The organism is Paenibacillus sp. GSMTC-2017, assembly GCF_016019935.1.
In the GTDB taxonomy this organism is placed as follows: Bacteria; Bacillota; Bacilli; order Paenibacillales; family Paenibacillaceae; genus Pristimantibacillus.
Map to the genome: position 1 here is coordinate 596,006 of NZ_JAECMT010000004.1, position 23,421 is coordinate 619,426.

At 42.3% G+C, this 23,421-nt stretch carries 22 protein-coding genes; 12 read left to right on the forward strand and 10 right to left on the reverse strand.

Translation table 11 applies throughout. The features are described from left to right. Positions 1–12 precede the first annotated feature (12 nt). Positions 13–1,242, forward strand: a complete 1,230-nt coding sequence (locus I6N90_RS18705) for a hypothetical protein (RefSeq protein WP_197937123.1) — start codon at positions 13–15, stop codon at positions 1,240–1,242. Then, complete coding sequence (locus I6N90_RS18710; protein WP_197937124.1) at positions 1,239–1,940, forward strand: hypothetical protein; 702 nt, start codon at positions 1,239–1,241, stop codon at positions 1,938–1,940. Before I6N90_RS18705 ends, I6N90_RS18710 begins: the two co-directional genes overlap by 4 nt. A 70-nt stretch (positions 1,941–2,010) precedes the next feature. Here I6N90_RS18710 and I6N90_RS18715 read toward each other — a convergent pair whose 3' ends face one another. From I6N90_RS18715 to ytxJ, 6 genes are all read right to left on the reverse strand, one after another. Then, entirely contained in the window at positions 2,011–3,030 is a 1,020-nt protein-coding gene (locus I6N90_RS18715; RefSeq protein ID WP_197937125.1) for a GNAT family N-acetyltransferase, read from the reverse strand. A gap of 247 nt (positions 3,031–3,277) precedes the next feature. After that, positions 3,278–3,619 (reverse strand): cytochrome o ubiquinol oxidase subunit IV, encoded by a 342-nt coding sequence (cyoD, locus tag I6N90_RS18720; protein WP_197937126.1) that lies wholly within the window; start codon positions 3,617–3,619, stop codon positions 3,278–3,280. A 1-nt stretch (position 3,620) separates the two neighbouring features. Beyond that, on the reverse strand, positions 3,621–4,262 hold the full coding sequence (cyoC, locus tag I6N90_RS18725; RefSeq protein WP_197937127.1) for a cytochrome o ubiquinol oxidase subunit III: 642 nt from the start codon (positions 4,260–4,262) through the stop codon (positions 3,621–3,623). Then, positions 4,262–6,250 carry a cbb3-type cytochrome c oxidase subunit I gene (locus I6N90_RS18730; RefSeq protein WP_197937128.1) on the reverse strand — a complete coding sequence of 663 codons (1,989 nt, stop codon included), beginning with the start codon at positions 6,248–6,250 and terminating at the stop codon, positions 4,262–4,264. The genes cyoC and I6N90_RS18730 overlap by 1 nt, the downstream gene beginning before the upstream one ends. 29 nt (positions 6,251–6,279) lie before the next feature. Then, positions 6,280–7,263 carry a ubiquinol oxidase subunit II gene (gene cyoA / locus I6N90_RS18735; RefSeq protein ID WP_197937129.1) on the reverse strand — a complete coding sequence of 328 codons (984 nt, stop codon included), beginning with the start codon at positions 7,261–7,263 and terminating at the stop codon, positions 6,280–6,282. 198 nt (positions 7,264–7,461) lie between these two features. After that, a complete protein-coding gene (ytxJ, locus tag I6N90_RS18740) occupies positions 7,462–7,812 on the reverse strand; it encodes a bacillithiol system redox-active protein YtxJ (protein WP_197937130.1) in 351 nt (116 codons plus the stop codon). A 179-nt stretch (positions 7,813–7,991) separates the two neighbouring features. Between ytxJ and I6N90_RS18745 the strand changes: the two genes are divergently transcribed. Continuing rightward, on the forward strand, positions 7,992–8,342 hold the full coding sequence (locus I6N90_RS18745) for a DUF1360 domain-containing protein (RefSeq protein WP_197937131.1): 351 nt from the start codon (positions 7,992–7,994) through the stop codon (positions 8,340–8,342). A 73-nt stretch (positions 8,343–8,415) separates the two neighbouring features. Here I6N90_RS18745 and I6N90_RS18750 read toward each other — a convergent pair whose 3' ends face one another. Further along, on the reverse strand, positions 8,416–8,706 hold the full coding sequence (locus I6N90_RS18750; protein WP_197937132.1) for a hypothetical protein: 291 nt from the start codon (positions 8,704–8,706) through the stop codon (positions 8,416–8,418). Positions 8,707–8,825: 119 nt separating this feature from the next. Continuing rightward, a complete protein-coding gene (locus tag I6N90_RS18755) occupies positions 8,826–10,931 on the reverse strand; it encodes a transglycosylase domain-containing protein (RefSeq protein WP_197937133.1) in 2,106 nt (701 codons plus the stop codon). A gap of 206 nt (positions 10,932–11,137) precedes the next feature. Between I6N90_RS18755 and I6N90_RS18760 the strand changes: the two genes are divergently transcribed. The 5 genes from I6N90_RS18760 to argS all read left to right on the forward strand — a co-directional run bounded on the left by I6N90_RS18760 (position 11,138) and on the right by argS (position 16,370). Further along, positions 11,138–12,388: a sugar efflux transporter gene (locus I6N90_RS18760; RefSeq protein ID WP_197937134.1), complete on the forward strand. Its 1,251-nt coding sequence runs from the start codon at positions 11,138–11,140 to the stop codon at positions 12,386–12,388. Positions 12,389–12,505: 117 nt separating this feature from the next. After that, positions 12,506–13,333: a polyamine aminopropyltransferase gene (gene speE, locus I6N90_RS18765; RefSeq protein ID WP_197937135.1), complete on the forward strand. Its 828-nt coding sequence runs from the start codon at positions 12,506–12,508 to the stop codon at positions 13,331–13,333. 150 nt (positions 13,334–13,483) lie between these two features. After that, entirely contained in the window at positions 13,484–14,035 is a 552-nt protein-coding gene (locus I6N90_RS18770) for a DNA-deoxyinosine glycosylase (protein WP_197937136.1), read from the forward strand. A 209-nt stretch (positions 14,036–14,244) separates the two neighbouring features. Next, a complete protein-coding gene (locus I6N90_RS18775; protein ID WP_197937137.1) occupies positions 14,245–14,688 on the forward strand; it encodes a DUF1934 domain-containing protein in 444 nt (147 codons plus the stop codon). Beyond that, a complete protein-coding gene (gene argS / locus I6N90_RS18780) occupies positions 14,685–16,370 on the forward strand; it encodes an arginine--tRNA ligase (protein WP_197937138.1) in 1,686 nt (561 codons plus the stop codon). The genes I6N90_RS18775 and argS overlap by 4 nt, the downstream gene beginning before the upstream one ends. A gap of 199 nt (positions 16,371–16,569) precedes the next feature. Here the strand turns inward: argS and I6N90_RS18785 are convergent, their stop codons facing one another. Both I6N90_RS18785 and I6N90_RS18790 read right to left on the reverse strand, forming a co-directional pair. Continuing rightward, a complete protein-coding gene (locus I6N90_RS18785; RefSeq protein ID WP_197937139.1) occupies positions 16,570–17,673 on the reverse strand; it encodes a hypothetical protein in 1,104 nt (367 codons plus the stop codon). A gap of 201 nt (positions 17,674–17,874) precedes the next feature. Beyond that, positions 17,875–19,005 (reverse strand): S8 family peptidase, encoded by a 1,131-nt coding sequence (locus I6N90_RS18790; protein WP_197937140.1) that lies wholly within the window; start codon positions 19,003–19,005, stop codon positions 17,875–17,877. 347 nt (positions 19,006–19,352) lie between these two features. Here I6N90_RS18790 and rpoE point away from each other — a divergent pair, with 347 nt between their 5' ends. The 4 genes from rpoE to fba all read left to right on the forward strand — a co-directional run bounded on the left by rpoE (position 19,353) and on the right by fba (position 23,418). Further along, a complete protein-coding gene (gene rpoE / locus I6N90_RS18795) occupies positions 19,353–19,916 on the forward strand; it encodes a DNA-directed RNA polymerase subunit delta (RefSeq protein WP_197937141.1) in 564 nt (187 codons plus the stop codon). A gap of 315 nt (positions 19,917–20,231) precedes the next feature. Further along, complete coding sequence (locus I6N90_RS18800) at positions 20,232–21,836, forward strand: CTP synthase (protein WP_197937142.1); 1,605 nt, start codon at positions 20,232–20,234, stop codon at positions 21,834–21,836. Between the two features lie 163 nt (positions 21,837–21,999). Then, a complete protein-coding gene (locus I6N90_RS18805) occupies positions 22,000–22,398 on the forward strand; it encodes a response regulator (RefSeq protein WP_197937143.1) in 399 nt (132 codons plus the stop codon). A gap of 165 nt (positions 22,399–22,563) precedes the next feature. Further along, positions 22,564–23,418 carry a class II fructose-1,6-bisphosphate aldolase gene (gene fba / locus I6N90_RS18810; protein WP_197937144.1) on the forward strand — a complete coding sequence of 285 codons (855 nt, stop codon included), beginning with the start codon at positions 22,564–22,566 and terminating at the stop codon, positions 23,416–23,418. Positions 23,419–23,421: the final 3 nt, after the last annotated feature.

The window sequence follows — 23,421 nt, forward strand, 5'->3', positions numbered from 1 at the left end:
TGAATGATACGTATGAATAAAAGTCCAATGACTGCTTTTTTTCTCTCTTTTCTTCCAGGTGTCGGTCATGCATATTTAGGGCGCCCGGTTAGATTTCTGGTTTACGGTGGGAGCTTCTTTGGAGCGATAGGAATGGCTCTGTTTTTAGGTGCTATAAATGCATTAGAAGGGGAGTTCTTTTTCTTACTATTCCTTGTTGCAGCAGTTAGCGGCATTATCAATATGATTGATATGATCATTACACTCATGTCAGGTAATGCGCCTGGACTTGCGAGAGGACAACAAGCAGCTGCATATAATGGCTATAACGGGGGAAGTGAAAGTTTTTCATCTACTGAACAGCAATCCTATACGAGCTCTGGTGGAAATGGAACATTTAATCCTAGTAGTCATAGTACTAGCTATGAACAGCAACAGGAAAAATCAAAGACGATTTTATTATCGCTAATACCCGGTCTTGGTCATATGAACCTTGGTCTTATGCAACGAGGAATTACTTTTCTAATTTCGTTTATTGGGCTGTTTGCGATCATTGTCTTCCTCAGTGCGATTATGAATTCAGGGGCGATTCTTGTCTTTTTACTCGCACTGCCTATCATATGGATCTATGGCATATTCGATGCAGTTAGTTTGATCCATGCTAAACATCGTGGGGAGCTTATCGAGGATCGATCATTATTTGAAGGTGTCGAGGCACATATCGCCTCTGGTCAGAAGAACAAGGTTTTAGCTATCTCATTAGCGATCTTCCCAGGTGCAGGACATCTTTATCTCGGTCTCCAAAAACGAGGCCTTCAGCTAATGGCTGGTTTTCTGCTTGCGATCTATATCATGGATACGCTCAGGTTATCACTGTTCTTGTTCATATTACCTTTGTTCTGGTGCTTTGCGTTTTTTGATGCACTTGGAAGTGTCACTCGTTATGAACGTCAAAAGTTAAGTGATGAGCCTGTGCTTCCAATGTTCGTCCCTTATCAAAGATGGCTTGGCGTTGCTATGTTGCTGTTTGGTATCTATTTCATAGTAGATCGTATCGTACTTCGAATCATGTCGAGAGTATTCCCGGATATTTATTCCTACTACTTGACCTATAAATATATGTTCCCGATAGCGATAATCGCTTTTGTTATGATCGTATTAGGCATGCGACTAGCATTCGGAAACAAAAGCATTATCGGCTCAGGCTCCTATGAGCAATCCAGAACAACAGTAGTTCAGGAGCAGAGGAGTGATAAACGATGAATCATTCAGACTCAATGAATTCTCCAATTGAAGCGGGAACAACGGTAGCTACGCAACCATCAAGTAAGCGTACATGGAGAGTCGGATCGTTATCGATGGGCATTACGATGATACTAATTGGTACAGCGTTTGCCGTGTCGCTTTGGCAGGATACGGAGATCTATGATCTATTGGCTTGGGTTGCTCCTGTCATCTTTATTTTGTTAGGGACGGAATTACTACTGTACTTAGCAATGTCAGGTAACCGTAACAATATCGTACGTTACGATTGGATGAGCATATTTTTTGTTGGACTGATTGGTATGGCTAGCGTTGTACTTGCATTACTCATGTCTACTGGTTTGATCGAAGAAATGAAGCAAGGGTTGCATGCGACTGAACGAACGACATTTGTTGAGTCGGAGAAAGTAACTGTACCAACGGAAGTGAACAAAATCGTTGTTCAATCGGATGGTGGGGTTACGATTGAGAGGGCTAATACAAAGGATATTCAATTAATAGGACAAATCCGCAATTGGTCAGTAGAGCCAATGTCCAATGTAAATGACTCTCTCATTCAAACAAATATTGTTGGTTCCACGATGTATGTTTTGATTAGGTCAATCGATCATAATGAAAGTGTATTTGTATCAGACGGCACACAAACGAGGCTAATACTGACTTTGCCTCAGAACATCAAGATTGAAGATTGGGGTTAGGATATTAGTCTGTTCATAGTAAAAGGGGAGTTCACAGTGGTCATTGTTGATCACTGTAAATTCCCCTTTTTTATGTTGCTAGATTGCTTGTTGCTTCAACGACTGTAGCGAACGGAGCTAATAGACGGAATGAACCTCGAAGAGGAACATACCCTAATGTCCGGTTAATTTTTAGCATAGGCTCATTGAAGGAGTCATTATCTGTACGGATATAGTCAGCTCCATGAAGCTTGCCAAGCTCAATTGCTTTTAGTTTAAGTGCAAAGGCAACCTTCTTATTGCGATAAGCACGGTGAACTCCCGTATATTCATGATACATTCCGTTTGTTTTCTCAATATATAGCACATTAGTCATACCAATAAACTGATTACCGTGAGCAGCTATAATAACAAGCTCAGGTTTAAATCCATCACACTTTAAATACCATTTCAACCATTGATCGTAGTCGGGCACGTCTCCGAGATGGCCAGGAATATCCTTTAGAGTAGATACTTCTAGCTCGTAGAGCTTGCGCTCGCTCTCTTCACCTGGTTCATCAGCTAGAGTGAGTAGTCTGAGTCCGTTGCATGCAAGCATCGCATCCGGGGCGATCTCTTCTTCTTCAATTGTAGTCGCTTTTAGGTCCAGCACGGATTGATAATAATGCCGATCAACGATGAAACCACGAGTTGTTGCGAAGTGCAATGATTCTGGATTGTCATCCCATAAGGATGTCATTAGAGAGCTAGCACCAAGTCCCTCTGCCCATTCGAGCATATGACGTAGCAATAATGTGCCAACACCTTGATTACGATAAGATTCTGCTACAACAAGCGTATTGTTAAGGTACCCGGGTTCCGTCCACGGCGCTCGCCAAGTCCACAAGTATCCTACAATTTCATCTTTTTCATTTACAGCTACACGGCGAGTCCGGTCATAACCGATCAGAAGTCCCTCGTCATTTTTCGACGTTTGACCTACTTCATATAACTGTGCATCCTCTTCCTGCAGCCTTTGGGCAGATGTTGGTTCTGAGTAGTAACTATTCAGCAACTCTGCTAATGGGCCATAGTCTTCCGGCAAACGTAATTCCCTTAATTGTATAGTCAATTTTATTTGCTCCGTTTCATTTTTAGTAGTAGGTGTAAAACTAGTATGTCATGAGAGAGGTTGGATAGAAAAGGTATGGTTTAGTTATAGCCAAAGTAGACTAGAGACAGGTAACGCTGAAGTATAAAACGAAGTGTGAGAAAGATATGATTGGTGTGACCCGATAAAGTCGGTTTAAACGCAAAAAAGAGGCACTGCCCCAAAAATAGATAGTTCTACTTTTGGGCAGTGCCTCTTACTACATTATTTAAACCGCTACAGCATTGTAAGTCATAATCCAGATCGATCCTGCAACGATGGTGATCAATATGACAAGACCGAAGATAAGCGCCATAAGGTTATAACGTGGTTTCTCTTCATCTCTAATGTGCATGAAGAACAGTAACTGTACCGCAAATTGCAAAATCGCCATAATAAGAATAAGCACAGTCGTTACTTTCTTACTGAACAAATCGTTCATAACGGCAACTAACGGGATGATCGTAAGAACGATGGAGAGCAGGAAGCCGATAACATATGACTTCATTGAGCCGCTATGACCGCCTCCGTGAGCGCCATGCCCATCATGTGAGTTATTGTGATTCGCCATCCTACATCACCCCCATCAAATATACGATTGTGAAGACGAAGATCCATACAACGTCAAGGAAATGCCAGTACAAGCTTATAATGTTAACTTTACGCTTCGTTACTGGTGTAATGCCTCGGCGAACAAGTTGAATAATAAGAGCAGTCATCCAAACAATACCAAGTGATACGTGTAATCCGTGTGTACCGACAAGGGTGAAGAACGCTGACCAATAAGCACTAGTACCGATATTAGCACCTTCGTGTACAAGGTGAATAAATTCATTTACTTCCAAATAGATAAAGGATGCGCCTAGTAGTGCGGTAATGATCAGCCATGTAATGAGGCCTTTCTTGTCACCACGATTCATCGCAAGCAAAGCAATACCGCTCGTAAAGCTACTTGTAAGCAAGATGAATGTAGAAATAATAATACCTGGCATTTCAAGTAGTTCCGCACCCGTTGGGCCGCCTGCTGTATTGAAACGCAATACAATGTAAGTCGCAAAGAGGACGCCGAACAAAATAACGTCCGATATTAGAAAGAGCCAGAAACCAAATGTTTTTATCTCTTCATGATCATGGTGATCATCATGATGATCACCATGAGCGGTTTGAGGGGGATGCCCTTTGCCGCCTGCTAGTTTATCTATTGCTTCTGCCATTAGTGAGCCCCCCTTGCCGCGGCTTCAGTCCGCTTTACTTCATCAACAGGAATATAATAATCGGTATTATAAGTGAATGATCTAACAAGCATACATACGACAATACCGATAAGTCCCGGTATAATCATCCATTTCCAATCCCAAACGAATCCAAAACCAGCTACGAACCAGAAACCGGACATAATAAACGGAATTCCTGAGTTGCGCGGCATATGAATCGGTTCAAGTGGTGCTTGCTCTGCTTGAACAACATGAGGAGCATCAACCTCGCCTTTTTCCTTACGCAACTTCTTCTCCCACCAATCGTCTTGACTTGTTACTTGAGGGATACGAGCAAAGTTGTACATTGGAGCAGGAGATGGAATCGACCATTCGAGCGTTCTACCGTCCCAAGCATCTCCATCTGTTTCTTTCTTATAAAACTTAATGCTATGAGCAATTTGCCACACTTGGAATATAAATGCTATTCCCATTATGAAAGCACCGACAGTAGATAGAACATTTAGCGGTTCCCAGCCCATATCGAAATTGTACTCGTTCACGCGGCGAGTCATACCAGCGAACCCAAGTAAATATTGCGGCATGAAGCAGACGTAGAAGCCGATATTCCAGAACCAGAAAGCCCATTTGCCAAGACCTTCATGAAGTCTGAATCCGAATATTTTTGGCCACCAGTAGTAAAGACCTGCGAAAAAGCCGAACACAACACCACCGATAAGAACCTGATGGAAATGCGCAATCAGGAAGTAGCTGTTATGGAACTGGAAGTTTGCAGGAGCTACCGAAAGCATAACCCCAGTCATTCCTCCAATAACGAAACATGGGATAAAGGCGACTGTCCACATCATTGGAGTTGGGAAAGATAGTCGTCCTCGATACATCGTAAATAGCCAGTTAAATACTTTGACACCGGTCGGTATTGCGATCAGCATCGTAGTGACAGCGAAGAACGCATTGACGTCTGCGCCGGAGCCCATCGTGAAGAAGTGATGCGCCCAAGTAAAGAAGGAGAAGAAACTAATAGACATAAGTGCAAATACCATTGATTTGTAGCCGAATATCTTTTTCTTAGAAAACGTGGATACGATCTCTGAGAAGATACCAAAGGCAGGAAGGACAACGATATAAACTTCGGGATGTCCCCACATCCAGATGAGGTTAATATACATCATCGGATTTCCGCCGCCGTCTAAGGTGAAGAAATGTGCACCTAAGTAGCGGTCAAGGAATAGTAGGAACAATGTTACGGTAAGGATAGGGAAAGCGAACAAAATCGTTATACATGAAGATAATGTTGACCATGTGAACATTGGCATCTGCATTAGCTTCATGCCAGGAGCTCTCATCTTCAAGATGGTAACGATGAAGTTGATACCTGTAGCAAGTGAACCGATACCGGATATTTGAATACCCCAAATATAGAAGTCTTGGCCTAGACCTGGACTGCCTGACAGCTCCGAAAGCGGTGGATAAGCGAGCCAGCCGGCATCCGGCGATCCTCCGATAATAAAGGATACGTTGAACAACATAGCTCCGAAGAAGAACATCCAGAAGCTTAAAGAGTTCAGGAACGGATATGCGACGTCGCGCGCACCAATTTGGAGAGGTACGATTACGTTAAATAAACCGAACATCAGTGGCATCGCCATGAATAGGATCATGATTACGCCATGCGTAGTAAATATTTGATTATAATGTTCTGCATTTAGAAATTCCATCTGAGGTGCAGCAAGCTGTACACGCATTAGCAAAGCATCTACGCCGCCCCGGAATAACATTAGGATGGAGGCGATAATATACATAATACCGATCTTTTTATGATCGACAGAAGTTAGCCACTCCGTCCAAAGCCAACGCCATTTTTTAAAATAAGTTAGAGTGAATAGAATCGCTATTAGCGTTAGTCCAATCGATACTTGAGCGCCGAGAATAAGAGGGTCGCCCGTAACGAAAAATTCGGATGAAAAATCTTTGATTTTATCCCACATGAAGACTGCTCCTTTCGTTTACGGTAACGTTAATGCCCCGCATGTTCGTCTGTGTTAGTTGACTCGGTGTTTTCTTTATTTTCTTCTGTTGCATCTTTTTTCGTATCTTTTTCAGTTGGCTCAGCTGTTGCGCCACCATGATTGTCATGTGCGCCGCTGCTGCCTTCCTCAACATATTGCCTCACGATATCGTTGAACAATCCTTCAGGGAAGCTAGAGAATAGTTTCACTTCGGAAGCGCCTGGTGTTGTTAGTTTTTCATAACCTTCCATCGTAAGAGAAGGAGAGCTTCCTTTAACTTCTTTTATCCAAGCATCATATTCCTCTTGGGAGACAGCATCTGTCTTGAAAGTCATCTGTGCAAAATGCTCACCATTAAAGTTAGCTCCAGAGCCGAAGTAGGTTCCTTTTTCGTCCGCTTGAAGGTGCAAGGTCATTGCCATACCTGACATGGAATAAATTTGACCGCCAAGCTGCGGAATCCAGAAAGAGTTCATCGCTGTATCCGAAGTTATTTTGAAACGGATCGGAACATCTTCTGGAATTTTGAGATAGTTGACTGTAGCAATATCCTCTTCTGGATATGTGAACAGCCATTTCCAATCCATAGATGTAACCTGAATCTCAATAGGTTCTTTGTCGGATTTGAGAGCGACCGATGGCTCAAGCTTATACGTATAATCAACAGTAATTACCCCAAGGATAATGACAATAATGATAGGTATAGTCCACCAAGTTACTTCTAATTTTGTGTTATGCTCCCAATTTGGCTTGTAGGGTGCTTTACGTCCCGGCTTATCACGGTAGCGCCAGACGATGACTGCCGTCAAAATTAAGGTAGGGACAATAATGATTGCACATAACAAGGTTGAAATGATAATCAAGTCTTTTTGAGTCTCTCCGATCATTCCTTTAGGATTTAGAACGATGTAGTCTGTGCTACTGCAACCTGCCAGTACGGAGATCATCGCCAGGAAGAACGCGGTTGCCAGCATTCGATAATAACGTTTCATCACGGTTCCACTCCTCGATAATATTAGCTTACGAATACCATAGCAGATTTAATCGTCATTTACTTCGGGGTTAACAATTACGTAAACAATTTGACTCTTTTCTGACATACATTAGTCACGTATTAGACAAAAGAACGATAACCGGAAAAGTTCCGATTATCGTTCAATGTTTGTAAATATATAAAGTATTCCTTTTCACTATAATTTTCCCAGAAGTGCAAGCCTCATTTGTGCAGGATCGATCTGCTGATGTGACGCATGCCAAACGAGTTGTCCATTTCTAATAAGTAGAATTTGTGGCGACTGATGGATAATCGAAAAGCGTCGAGATATTTCATTTGAAATTTCTCGTTCTTCAATTACTCGTACCATTACTAAATGAAATGAGTGCCCTTCTTGAGTTATCGTCTCAATAAATTGTTGCACCCTAGCATGAGCATTTCGACTTGTTCCACAACGTGTACTGTGTTTGAAAATAAAAGTAGGAATAGACTGGGACTGAATTATTTGCGCATCCAGTTCAGCCAATGTTTGAATCACATGAATCATTATCTTCACCTCGGCTCTTTATTCTAAAACTTATGTCTAGTTCATAATATAACGGTGAACGTCGACTACCTGCTCTTATACGGTATGTGAGTGTGAAAGGATAAGTAAAGGCATATCAACTGGAAAAGAACCTATCAATGAATTAGCCTGCTTCAATTGTTCGAAGGGAGTGGAGCATAGTGCTCAATGAACTATCGTGGCTGAAATTAATCGTGTTGATACTAGCTTGTTATCGTTTAACTAGGCTTATCGTATTCGATGATATAACTTCATTTCTTCGAAAACCTTTTTTGGAGGAACAATATAAAACGAATGAAGATGGAAAAATAGTTGCTGTAATTGAGGAGAAGGGTGGAGTTATACGCGCTTTTTTTAGAAGACTGGTAACATGTTATTGGTGTGTAGGCATATGGTCTTCTATTATAGTAGTAATTGCGTATGTAATAATACCGTCTATTATTTCACCAGTTCTACTCGTGCTTGCTATAGCAGGAGCTGCTGGTGTACTTGAATCATTTGTGAAAGGATAAACAAATAACCCACTCATTCCTAGAAGGAAGAGAGGGTTATTTCTTGTTATTTCGTATTAATTGTTAGTAACAATTATCTAATTTCTTCATTGGAATGTTCTGTTGTTGATTGGTTGTTGCTTAGTCTCGCATGTACTAGGCCAATCGCCGTACCAATCACATAAATATGAACACTGCCGATCAAAAATCCGATTCCAACCATAAGACCGATATTCTCATCGCTAAAGTGACTTAAGTTAATGAGACATAATAGAACGCCAACCGATAAAACTCCCCATGCAATGATAGTCATCACATTGACTAAACGCTTCACATCAGACTTAGATGGACCAACTTGGCTAATAGACATCGTTTTGGTTGTCATATGAAACACTCCTATTCAGAGGTTGTAAGTGCTTTCTTTGACAATACTATAACACATTATATGTCGTTTGTTCAAAGAAAATTCACTTTTTGCACATAAATTGGACAAATGTTTCGTATTTAGTCCTTCCACCAGCGTTTCAAATCATCCCACCAAGAACGTTGATGTTCATTTTTGTCCTTACCGATGCCTCCTGAGCTCGTACCATTGGTGCTGGCCATTGAGCCACATACCTCCGTTGGAACAGTGCCAACGAGCAAAGTTTCCATCCTGCGATTAGGGCAAGTAGCGGCAGCAAGTTTGCCTGATGTAGGATCAATATAAACGTTGACGACACCTTCTGGCATAGCGAACAATTTTGGAGGAACAGTTGACAACGAACCTTCAATAAAACTTGCAAAGATCGGTGCAGCTCGATGTGCTTCCGCAACAGAAAGCTTACGATCTTTGTCATAACCAACCCAAACGGCAGCAGCCAGCTCCGGTGTATATCCTACGAGCCAAGCGTCTGTCGCAGTTGTTCCCGTTTTTCCGGCTATGGGTCGTTTAATAACAGAGGCTACACGGTGAGCTGTCCCCCCCATGTCAAAGACACTTTCCATTAAGTTCGTCATCACATAAGCTTCCGCAGCAGTTATCACCTGATTGGCCGTTTCCTTAGCTTCATATAATACTTGCCCTTTGTAATCCTCAATCCGAAGGATGGCAACGGGCTCAACATGTACTCCGGCATTTGCGAAAGTTCCATAAGCAGAAGCCATCTCGAACGGACTAACAGGAAATGTGCCAAGTGCAAGGGAAGGGACAGGATTCATAGGACTGTCAATGCCGAGCTTACGGGCAGCATCAATGACCTTGTTTGCACCAACCGTCATGATCGTGTTTACAGCGTAAATATTGTCCGAGCCAGAGATGGCTTGTCGCATATCGATATAATCATTTGTATATTTATCATTATAATTATGTGGCTCATATGTTTTACGGCCTTCATCATAAGAGAACACAGTTGGTTCACTTTTGAATCGTGTAAGTGGAGACATAAAGCTGCTCTGAATGGCTGTCAAATAAAGAAACGGTTTAAAAGTAGAGCCAGGCTGACGTGTACTAGCGAATACGCGATTAAATTGGTTATTTTTATAATCCCTTCCTCCGACCAACGCCTTAATATAGCCATTCCTTGGATCGATAGCAATTAGTGCAGCTTGTTGAGTCGAGCTTTCTGGAATGACACGATTAATGGATTCCTCAGCCGCGGCTTGTGCTTCTTGATCTAGAGTCGTGTAGATTGTGATGCCGCCTTTATTCAACAGCTCACTATCTATACCGAACTTTTCTACTGCGAGATAGCGTATGTAGTCTCTAAAGTAAGGAGCAAATCCTTCTTGCTGTAACGTGCTGAGTGGCTTGAATTGCAATACTTCCCCGAAAGCAGACGCTGCCTGTTCTTCATTAATCGAACCGCCTTCTTTCATCGCTTCCAAAATAACAAATTGTCTGTCCTTCGCATTTTTCATATTCAAATAAGGGGAATAATATTTCGGCCCCTTCGGTATGCCAGCAAGCATAGTACTCTCAGCAATGGAGAGTTCAGAAGCGTGTTTGCCGAAATAAAGCTTAGCCGCCGCTTCGATGCCATAAGCACCATGACCATAATAAATTTGGTTCAGATACATACCCAATATGTCGTCTTTCGTATATTTCATCTCAAGCTGAGCGGTATACATCGCTTCCTTCAATTTACGCTGCCATGTACGTTCATGGGTTAAATATAGATTGCGAGCGAGTTGTTGTGTTAATGTGCTAGCCCCTTGTTTAGTTGACATGCTTTGCACATTGACGACAACTGCGCGTGCCATACCTTTCAAATCAAAGCCAGCATGGTTATAAAACCGGCGATCTTCAACAGCAAGTGTTGCATCGATCACGTAGTGTGAGATATTCTCCAGAGTGACAGAACGACGATTTTCACCACCATGGAACGTATCAATAACGTTGCCATTTAGGTCAAGCATTTGTGAAGTTTGACTTATTGTTGAGTCAGGTAGAGATTGCATACGCAAGTAAAAGTATAGACCTGCAATAGCAACAAATACGATGACTCCTAATATAGAGGCACGACGGAACCATTTTTTCAGACGCAACATGTAAGGGAGAAGTCTCTCGGATAGTATAGGAAACCTTAACTTACGACGAGGCTTTTTTTGCCCCTTCGATGACTGATTCATGATGTTGACACCCTTCCTTAATAAAACGAATCTCCCTCTAGTATGGAAAAATGAGGAATGACCTATTCATTAAGCGAAAGAAGTATTTTATAACCAATTTTATCTTGAATCCATTATACTGTTATTTGGAGATAGACAACTGTAGAGGGTGTAGTTAAATAGAAGTAGTCTACTCTTGACTAGAGACATAGAGGAGTTGGGACAGGATGAGTACCATTATTGCATCTACGAAGCAGCATGCAAAGACAGCTATGGGCATACAAGGTTTTCCGATTATTATGTTGATCAACATCTTTTTGGGTATCTCTTTTGCATTTGTACTACCTTTTAATTCTTTGTTCGGCATCGACGAAGTAGGGATGAGCAATACAACGTTTGGTATTTTCATGTTAGTATCTTCGATTTGTGGCATTGTGTTTAGTACTTGGATTGCTAAGCTATCCGATCGTGTGCCTGATCGTAAATTTATATTAATTTTGTGTTCAATTGCAGGTGTTGTTGGTTATATTGGATTTGCCTTTTCACGTGATTACTACGTTCTTCTCGCTATCTCTTCGATCTTCTTAGGTATTTCATCTTCTACCTTTGCGCAAGTATTTGCTATTGGAAGAGAAATATTAACAAGATCTGATCTGCCTGCGAAGCAGCTTCCGCTATATATGAACATTCTTCGTACCGTATTTGCATTGTCATGGACAGTTGGGCCCGCAATTGCTGCCTATGTATTGCTATATCTAGGTTTTGTAGGATTGTTTGCCGTTGCGGCAACATGTAATGCAGTTGTTGCAGTTATTGCACTATTGTTTCTTAATCGAGGCAGGGTGGCTACTGCACCGAAAACTGCCGCTTCTAACGTACCTCTTATGAAAATTGTGTTCCAGCCAGTTATCTTTGTTAATTTAATAGCCTTTACGTTCATTTCAACTGCGAATACGCTAAGTACGATGAATATGGCTCAATATGTGACGAAGGTGCTTGGAGGAAACAAAGAGCATATCGGAATTATTTTTAGCATCCCACCCGTATTTGAAGTATTCTTTATGCTTGGCTTCGGCTACCTTGCAACTCGAATGAAAAGTGATCGGCTTATTCGACTAGGTGCGCTAATTGCTTTTATTTATTTCACAACATTATTTTTTGCGGGTTCTCCATGGCATATTTATATTGTGCAAATACTTAGCGCAGCGTACATTTCAATTACATCGGGGATCGCTATTACATACTTCCAAGACTTTCTGCCAGAGATGCCCGGTACAGCAACAAACCTATATTCCAATTCGAATAAAGTTGGCTCTATGTTAGGATTTTTGTTATTTGGTGTTATTGCAGATGCTTTTGGATATCGTAGTGTATATCTAGCTTGTGCCTCGTTTGCATTAGTGGCTGTAGTGCTGCTATTTGGCTTAGCGAAAGCTAAAAATAAAGGTGTATCAACTGGAGCAATGATTAGCGGGTAACGCTCATACATTCATTGAAAAAAATAATTTTGTGGATTACCCTGTAAAAGGTTGCAATTTCAGCTTGAAATACTATAATACAGGTTGAACTATTGAAGGAAAGAAGGGATTATCGACATGGAATTATGGTATACAGAAAAACAAACAGAAAACTTCGGTATCACTGCGAAGATCACTAAATCGTATGTACACGAACAAACGGATTTTCAACAGCTAGACATGATTGAGACGGAAGAGTTTGGTACTATGCTTGTTCTTGACGGTATGGTAATGACAACGGTAAAAGATGAATTCGTCTACCATGAGATGGTTGCCCATCCAGTACTCTTTACTCACCCGAATCCAGAGCACGTGCTAGTTGTAGGTGGCGGCGATGGCGGAGTTATTCGTGAAGTAATGAAACATCCAAAGGTGAAAAAGGCTGTTCTTGTTGACATAGACGGCAAAGTTATCGAATATTCCAAAAAATATTTGCCATCAATCGCAGGTGAGCTTGACAACCCGCGCGTAGAAGTACTTGTAAACGATGGATTTATGCATATCCATGATCATAAAAATACGTATGATGTTATTATGGTTGATTCCACTGAACCAGTTGGTCCAGCGGCTAACCTGTTCACTCGCGGTTTCTACCAAGGCATCTACGAAGCATTGAAAGAAGATGGTATCTTCGTTGCTCAAACGGACAACCCTTGGTTCAAAGCTGACCTTATTCAAAGCGTAAACAAGGATGTAAAAGAAGTGTTCCCTATCGTACGTGTATACGGTGCGAACATTCCTACTTACCCAAGTGGTCTGTGGACATTCACAATGGGAAGCAAAAAGCATGATCCACTTCAAGTGGAGGAAGCTTCTATCCCTGAAATCGATACAAAGTATTACACACCTCGCCTGCACAAAGCGGCGTTTGTTCTTCCTAAGTTTGTAGAAGATCTAGTGAAATAAGCTGCTTCAAACGCCTTAGCGATTTGAAAAGCAAAACGAAGAGCCCGATTCGGTCTATGCCGAATTCGGGCTTCTTACGTCCCAGCTTCTATATTCCGTATGAGCCTGTAACTGTAGGATATAATGGAGAAATGAAAGGGGGCGACAACATTGTCGCGTATTTTTTCTTTTCCACCTCTTATAGATGAACGAGCGAAAGTGTTAATTGCTGGAACTGCACCAAGCGTGAAGTCGCTCGAACACGGACAGTTTTACGGACATCCACAAAATTATTTTTGGCGTGTTGTATACGGTCTGTTTCAGGTACGAGAAAGTACCGAAGACGAATATCCTGCGCCTGACCCTATATATGAAAATCGAATAACGTTCCTGCAGAGCCATCGATTGTCACTATGGGATGTTATTGCCTCCTGCGAACGAGAAGGTAGCCTTGATGTTAATATTAAAGGTGAGTTACTAAACGACATTCCGAACTTGTTAATTCAATATCCCGATATTCGGTGTATCGCGTTTAACGGAAGTAAGGCTTATGATACTTTTCAAAAGAACTTTCGGGAACATCCGGTGCTTAAAGAGGTCACGTTACTGAAGCTGCCCTCTACGAGCCCTATTCCAACAAAGTATATGCGTTCGCTCGAGGACCGGATTAACGCATGGCGTATAATTGTTCCTTTTACAAATGATGAGCTTAGTTTCGAATGAATAAGTTAAACACAGTTAAATAGCGATATTGCTTCAAGTAAAAGCGTTCGCTCGAGCGGCTAAACAGATGGTATAATGCGAAGTAGTTCGAATCTAAATCGGGCCAATCTCCATTTTAATATAAGACAAGTTTTATTTTGATGATGAAGTGATGTTCGTCATGAGTTATAGTATTAACAGATAAGAAGATAGATAAGCGGGAGTAGATTATGAAGGATAGTGGCAAGGCCATCATTATACTTGAGAGTAAAGTGGATGGAGAGAAGGGGACGCATCGTTATAAAGGCGAGTGGTTCCGTAAACAAAAGTCAATCTTCATTCGATACGCAGAAGATGAGGCGACGCGATCTCTTATTCGTTATTCGCCGAATGAGCTATCGATTAAACGAAGCGGTGCGGTGCAATCGGAGCAGTTATTCGTGGCTGGTCAGAGCAGAAGTGGTACTTATCGTTCCGCTGCAGCTGCATTCAATCTTGAAACGCACACGAAGTTACTTGTTATGCATGCCAAAGCGAGCGTTGATCATAACAACCCGCTATTGCCATCTTCGCCGCCATTTACGCTGGAGTGGCGTTATGAGTTGTTTGTAAGTGAACAAATGTCGGGGCGGTTTCACATCCGTCTCCATATACAGGAGGATCATGAAGCATGAGTACGAATGGAAATGTATTAGAGAAAATGTATGAGCAAGTAAAGGGAGCAATTGCAGACGCAGCAGTAGCTGCTGGTTTAGCTGCTAGAGAGGAATTGCCGTTGTTTGTTCTAGAAGTACCAAAGGACAAAACACATGGTGATCTAGCGACGAATGCTGCTATGCAACTTACAAAACTAGCGAAAAAAAATCCGCGCCAAATCGCGGAAGCTATTATTGAGCATCTTGACTTGAAGAGTGCATCGATTCAGTCTGCTGAAATTGCTGGACCGGGCTTCATTAACTTCCGTATGGACAAAAGCTATTTGTATCCTGTTGTAGCGGAAGCGCTTGAAGCGGGAGAAAATTTCGGACGTGTATCAGTAGGTAATGGCGAGCGCGTACAAGTAGAGTTTGTTAGTGCAAACCCAACAGGCAGTTTGCATCTTGGACATGCTAGAGGTGCAGCAGTTGGTGACTCACTTTGTAACGTACTAGACTTCGCTGGTTATGATGTGACACGCGAATACTATATTAATGACGCTGGCAAGCAAGTTGAGAACTTAGCTAAGTCGCTAGAAGCTCGTTATCGCCAAGCACTTGGTCAGAACGTTGAACTTCCTGAGGATGGTTACTATGGCGAAGATATTATCGTGTTTGCCAAAGGTTTAGCAGAGCAAGAGGGCGAACGTCTTCTTTCATTGTCTGATGAGGAACGTTTTACTTATTTCCGCAGCTTTGGACTCGAGAAGGAGCTTGATAAGATCAAACGCGATCTTGGCAGATTCCGTGTTGGGTTCGATGTATGGTACAGCGAAACGGCTCTCTATGAAAGCGGACAAGTAGAGCAAGGGCTAGAAGCGCTTAGAGCTTCTGGACATGTCTACGAAGAAGAAGGAGCGACATGGCTTGCAACGACGACTTTCGGTGACGACAAAAACCGCGTACTTGTCAAAAATGATGGCTCCTACACTTATTTAACACCAGATATCGCTTATCACCGTGACAAGTATGGTCGTGGCTTTGATCGCATGATCAACATTTGGGGGGCAGACCACCATGGCTACATTCCTCGTGTGAAGGCTGCTATGGAGGCGCTTGGCAACGATCCAGGTAAATTAACCGTTCTAATCGCGCAGATGGTCAGCTTGTTCCAAAACGGCGAGAAGATGAAGATGTCCAAGCGTACAGGTAAAGCGGTAACGATGGAAGATCTGATGGATGAAGTAGGTATCGATGCAATCCGTTACTTCTTCTCAATGAGAGGTATGGACTCCCACCTAGATTTCGATATGGATCTAGCGATTTCGACGTCCAATGAAAATCCAGTATTCTATGTTCAATACGCTCATGCTCGTATTTGCAGTATCTTCAGACAAGCTGAGGAGCAAGGTATTACACTTGCTGATCCGAGCAGCATTAGCTTCGAGAAGCTTAATACTGAAGCTGAATATGATTTGCTCCGCAAAATTGGCGAATTGCCGCAAGAGATTACCGATGCTGCTGCCCAATATGCGCCGCATCGTCTAATTCGCTACGTGTACGAGCTGGCTTCTCAGCTACACAGCTACTACCGTGCAGAGCGCGTTATTACGGAAGACTCCGAGCAGACAGCCGCTCGTTTGGCATTGCTAGGGGCAGTTCGCGTCGCAATCGCGAACGTACTTCGCCTTGTAGGTGTTTCTGCACCTGATCGGATGTAAGCTAGTATTAACATAAAAACGAAGGGCCGTCCTCCTATTTAGGAGGACGGCCTTTCGTTTTTATTGATAGCACTTATATACTAATGTATCAACTACTTTACCAATACTGTTTGTTGGGTTTGCATCGAAGGCTCGAGTGTGAATTTAACGGTATCTTAGCTAATCGCAATTGATATATACATTAAGAAGAATGAGCCAATTACTTTACAGTAATTGGACGTTGCATAGTTTGCATTGAAGGCTCCAGCGTGAAAGTCACGACGTCTTTGGGAGTGCTCGCCATAGTGCCTTCAATTGTGGTAGGTAGTTTTATGGATATAAAATATTCGCCAGGCGTAACTGATTTACCCTTATTGTCCTTCTCATCCCAGGCAACTGTTGTTTTGACAGCTCCTTTTTTCCAATAAATTGTTCCAGATAAGGGCTTCGTTTTTATTGTTCGAATCAGTTGAGATTTTCCATCTTTGTTTTGTGAAATTTCTATTTCAAATGTTGCAGGCTTAGAGATTACGATGTGATCGTCATCTTTTAAGTTCAATATATCAACTTCTATCTCGTGTATTGTACCTTTTGTGGTTGTACTGCTCGATTCGTTGGAAATGATCATACCAAGAGGGAATCCGTTTATACCGCCAGCACCTTGAACAACTGCATCAACAGAATAGTGTGTATAGGACCAAGCTTGTTTCGGTACGATTTGAATGTCCAATTTATAGTTTTTATTAGCAGTCACATAAGGGAATATTGTTTCAAAGGTAGAGATGTCACCTTTTCCCATTTGAGAGACTTTGTAATTATCCAACTTTATTGGTCCAGAAACTGCTACTTGCTTGCCGCTACTATCCAGTAAGGCGAGGACGATATCTTTGTCAGCAGGAATGCTTTTATTAAACTTTATAATCCCCTTCTCTATGTATGGGGTAAAAACATCGAGGGTTTGAGCGAATTTCAAATCCAAATGGCCCATCCTAACGTAACCGTCTTTATCTTGAATAGGCAGGTCACGGTCATCTTCATAAAATATTTCTACTGACCCTTTAGAGCCATTCTGTGCGGGGTGATAATAAACGGCTCCGCCCATCTTCTCTGCGAACGTACGCAAAGGTACAAAGAGCTGACCTTTATAATTCAAAACTTGCCCGTCTTTAGCAGAATCAAGCGTACTTGACTGCCCATTCAACTGAAAGCTAACGTGAATAGAGCTTAGAAGTGCTTTAATCTCGTTAGAGGCTACGGCCGCTGTACCCGCAAGCAAGGCCATTCCACACAACAATCCCAATACGAACTTTTTAATATCGTTCACTCTCCTTTATATAGGGGCTATAATCATTGGTATATACTGTAAGAACGTTCGAAAGTTTCTTTGAGAAAGATAAGTTTTTTCTAATGTAGTTAGGAAGAACAGATAAATGCAAATAAGCAAACAACCAATCTGATCATCAGATGGCTGTTTGCTTATTTGCTTAAGAATGATCATTTCTGACCCTATAGCCTTTCAACCTAGTTAGAACTTCTCTGCGGCTTGTAGCATTCGTAAGACATCAAGCTCGCCAACCGACCGACGAGTCTTGCTACTCTTTAAAGGCTGCATAGACCTTTTCATAATTGCTTTTATTTCGCTAGGAGATAGTCCTGGTCGAAGTGACAGCAGAAGGGCAATAGCTCCACTTACATGTGAAGTTGCCATAGAAGTTCCACTCATTTCGTTATAATTACCACGTAGCCAAGCAGAGGTTATTTTGTCTCCAGGGGCATAAATGTCGATGTACGCACCTTTATTGCTGAACGGAGCAATACGCCGAAGCCTGTTTGTGGCACCGACGGATATCGTTTGTGGATAGCGAGCAGGGTAATCGACATAACGCTGCCTTCCGTCATTGCCGGAAGAAGCAACGATAATAATGCCCGAATTGTACGCGCTCGTTACTGCACCAAGTAAGGACTTACTTCTTGTTTTCATTCCAAAGCTCATATTGATGACGTCCATCCCATTCCTAACGCACCATTCGATGCCTAGAACGATATCAGAGACAAAGGCACTGCCGTTATGGTCGAACGCTTTGACAGGGGCAATGAGTGCTCTGGGAGCAACACCGATCATTCCTTGCATTTGGTTCGCTGCTGCTATTGTGCCAGCAATATGAGTGCCATGGCCGTTGTCATCATAAGGAGGTTTGCTTCGGCTAATCAGATTAATACCACGAAGGAGTGAATGGCGAATATCAGGATGGTTGAAATCAACTCCGGTATCAATTACACCAACTTTAACGCGATGTCCGGTCGTTACGCTCCACGCATGTGGTGCTTTGATCTGCTGAATACCCCAAGGAATTCCGTTGTCGATAGCTGGCGATCTTTGGCTGGAAGGGCTGAAGCTAATTTCGCAATCCTTCTCAATCCATATTCGTCCGGTATCTAGCGTAACCTCAGACGGTAGCCTGCAAGAAAAGCCCGAAATGATGGGCATCGGTTTAATTGATTTTAGAAGTGATGAGGAATTTGGTTCCTGCGACAACTTGCGGAGGAAGCTTCGATACTCGCTACCGTATTGGAAGCGTACAATTCTTTTTGTTGTCGTGGAGGTACTATTTGACATAGCTTGCTGTAAACAACGAATCAATGCGGCAGTATCCATTAAGTGCTTCCCCTCCCGAAGGACGATGCTGCACTATTCTATGAAGTGATCAATCAAGCTGCATGAGCAACCTGCCCTTTTTCACATAAATAGGCCTCATGCCGTGTCAAAAATGAAATTAAGACATAGGATGAATGAGGAGCTATTAACGCTCTTGCATCTCCGATAAGTCCGCTAGCGGCTTTGTCGGATGGATACAGTCAAAGCGAAGGGAGACCCCCCTTCGCTTTTTGCTTAGGGCTGCTCCGCTTGCTTTTTTGCAAGAAATAGGTTTTACTATACTTTGACTAACTTAAATTACGAAATGAACGAGTACATAATTTCTGTGCAAGAGAGGATGTGTCCATATGAGCGGCAGCAATTTTACATTAAAGCTGGATCCTGAACGCATAAAGGAAATGCCTATGGTCGATTTGGCGTTCGAAGTGCTGAAAGCGGCTAATACGCCTTACTATTATCGCGATCTAATGATGGAGATCGCTAAGATACGTGGTCTATCACAAGACGGCATTAATCAATTCATCGCGCAAGTATACACGGAGATCAACATTGATGGCCGATTTGCTTGCGTTGGTAGCAATATGTGGGGACTGAAGCGCTGGTACCCAGTAGAGCGTTCTGAAGATCCTGTAGGTAACGCAAAACGTACACGTATCATCAACGATGATGATGATTTGGAAGACGATGATGTGTTTGCTGACGAAGAAGAAGAAACATATGCAGCAGACGAAGAAGACTACGATGTATTCGACGAAGACCATGAGGACTTCGAAGAAACAGAAGAAGAAGTCGAAGAAGAAGTAGATATCGAAGACGAAGACCTCGACGAAGAAGTTAGTGGCGAATTAGACACTGACGATGCGGACGAGGAAGATGATAGTGACGAAGACGATGAGGAAGACGAGAAGTAGTCGTAAACCGAAGTTGTTTTCGCTTGACATGTCCTATGAGGGCAGAGTAAACTATTGCATGGGCTTAAGATTCGGTTAACAAATAACGCATAAGATATGCATGAAGAGAAAAGTGCCCCCGTTGCTACGGGTGTCACTTTTTTTGTTTGAAGAGATAAGAAGAACAAAGCTTTGTTTGCTAAGAAAATGTTCAAAAATGACCGATTTTCAGCGTTTTTACTGGAATGCCTCATTTTCAAAAATGGATTTTTTGAACATCGACTTAATTGGGCAAACTTAAATATTAATCATAGGAACATGGAGGGTAACATCACAGTGACCAAATATATATTTGTAACCGGCGGCGTAGTATCATCCTTGGGCAAGGGTATAACAGCTGCTTCTCTAGGCAGATTGTTAAAAAACAGAGGTTTGAAAGTAACGATCCAAAAGTTCGATCCGTACCTTAACGTAGATCCGGGCACAATGAGCCCATATCAACATGGGGAAGTATTCGTAACGGACGATGGAGCAGAGACTGACCTTGACCTTGGTCACTATGAACGTTTTATCGACATCAACCTTTCCAAAAACAACAACGTTACGACAGGTAAAATCTATTCCAACGTTATTACGAAGGAACGTCGTGGCGATTATTTGGGAGGAACGGTTCAAGTTATCCCTCATATCACAAATGAGATTAAGGATCGTGTATTCCGCGCTGGCAGAGAAGCTGGATCGGATGTTGTTATTACTGAGATTGGCGGAACGGTAGGAGATATTGAAAGTCTTCCTTTCCTTGAAGCCATTCGTCAAATCAAGAGCGACATCGGCCGCGAAAATGTTATGTATATCCATGTAACGTTAATTCCATATATTAAAGCTGCAGGCGAAGTGAAAACAAAGCCTACTCAGCACAGTGTAAAAGAACTTCGTAGCATTGGTATTCAGCCAAATGTTATTGTCTGCCGTACGGAGTATCCGTTAGCTGATGATATGAAACGTAAAATTGGTTTATTCTGCGATATCGATGCAAACGCGGTAATCGAGTGCCGTGATGCATCCACATTGTACGAAGTACCACTTATGCTTAGAGAAGAAGGTCTTGATGAAATCGTTGTTAACCATTTGAAACTAACGACGGAACAGCCGGATATGCGCGAGTGGGAAAGCCTTGTACAGCGCGTGAAATCGCTACACAAGACGACTGAAATTGCAATTGTCGGCAAATATGTAGCGCTTCATGATGCTTACCTAAGTATCGTAGAGTCATTGGGTCATGCAGGTATCGCTGTAGATTCAGAGATCAAAATCCGTTGGGTAGATGCAGAGTTGTTGACGGATGCAAACGTAGCAGACAAGCTTCAAGGCGTACATGGCATTCTAGTGCCTGGTGGTTTCGGAGATCGTGGTATCGAAGGTAAAATTTGTGCGATTCGTCATGCTCGTGAGCAAAATGTACCGTTCTTCGGTATTTGTCTAGGTATGCAAGTTGCTGTTATCGAGTATGCTCGTAACGTTGTTGGTTTGGCGAACGCGAACAGTTCAGAAATCAACTCTTCTACTCCTTATCCAGTTATTGATCTGTTGCCAGATCAAAAGGATATCGAAGATATGGGTGGAACGATGCGTCTTGGCTTGTACCCATGCAAAATTGCTCCTGAATCACTTGCAGCACGTGAATATAACGATGAGCTGGTGTATGAGCGTCATCGCCACCGGTACGAGTTCAATAACGAATATCGTGAAGCGATTGAAGCAGCTGGACTACACATTTCTGGTACATCACCAGATGGCCGTCTTGTAGAGATGGTGGAATTAGCGGGACACCCATGGTTCTTGGCTGTTCAATTCCATCCAGAATTTACATCCAGACCGAACCGTCCGCAACCTTTGTTTAAAGGTTTCGTTCAAGCGGCTCAAACTTACTCGGAGCAATAATATATCCATTTATTGCTTCAATCTCTAACTTCCTTTCATTTTCAGCAATTTTTTGTAGACAATAGAAGGAGTTTACCCTAGACTTCACGAATGTATATAAAAAATATGGGAAGTTGTCCAACATTTTTATAACGAGATTCAGTTGTAGGGGGGTAGATGAAGGTTGGAAAAGAAGAAGGTACTAATAGTTGATGATCAGAACGGAATACGCATCCTTCTCTTAGAAGTATTTAACAGCGAAGGTTATAACACATTTCAAGCCCCGAACGGTAAGATCGCTTTGGAAATTGTGAAAAGTGAAGCTCCCGATCTGGTTTTATTGGATATGAAAATTCCTGGCATGGATGGACTCGAAATCTTAAAGCATATCAAGGCAATGGACCCTTCCATCAAAGTCATTATGATGACAGCTTATGGAGAGCTTGATATGATTAAAGAAGCTACCGATTTAGGCGCACTTATGCACTTTACGAAACCATTCGATATCGATGAGATGAGAATCGAAGTGAATCGTCACCTAAATGGTGGAAACTCCTCTACACGCTTTGCAATTGGATCCTAAAATAATTGGTACGGCATTGTGGCTGAATTAAGCTGCGATGCCGTTTTTTTTGTTATAGAATGAAACAAGCTTTACTATTTAGAGGTTCAATATGATATAATGACTCAGAATGACAAGTCGGAACAGGCTTGAGACAGAAAGTTAATAATAGGAGGAACCACTACTATGTCACTCGTTTCAATGAATGAGTTTTTGCCTAAAGCAAAAGCAAACAAATTCGCAGTAGGTCAATTCAACATGAACAACCTTGAATTCGCCCAAGCTACTGTTGAGGCTGCCATGGAAGAAAACTCTCCATTTATTTATGGAGTTAGCGAAGGCGCTCTAAGGTATATGGGTATCGAATTTACAGTCGCTATGGCTCAAGCAGCAGCTAAGAAATCCGGATTGCCAATCGCGCTTCACCTTGATCATGGTAGCAGCTTTGAAGTTGCTATGAAATGTATCCGCGCTGGCTTCTCATCCGTAATGTTCGATGGCTCGCACTATGGCCTTGAAGAAAATATTGCACTAACTAAAGAAGTTGTAAAAGCAGCGCGCGCAATGGGCGTTTCCGTAGAAGGAGAGCTCGGAACAATCGGCGGCGTTGAGGATGACCTAAGTGTAGATGAAGCTGATGCTAAGCTTGCTAATGCTGAGGAAGCTATCCGTTTCTACGAAGAAACTGGTGTAGACTGTCTTGCTATTGCAGTCGGAACAGCTCACGGTATGTACAAAGGCGAGCCTAAAATTCATTACGATATAATCCAAAAAGTTGCTGACGCGATTCCAGTACCAGTTGTATTGCACGGCGGTTCAGGCGTTCCAGACGAAGCAATTCGTTTGTCGATCCAAGCTGGCGTAGGCAAGATCAACGTTAACACTGAGAACCAAGTTGCTTTCACAAAAACAATTCGTGAAGTACTTGACGCTAACGCCGAAGCATTTGATCCACGTAAATACTTGACTCCTGCACGTGCAGCGATGAAAGCAGTTATTCAAGAGAAAATCCGCTTGTTCGGAAGTAACAACCAAGCATAAGTA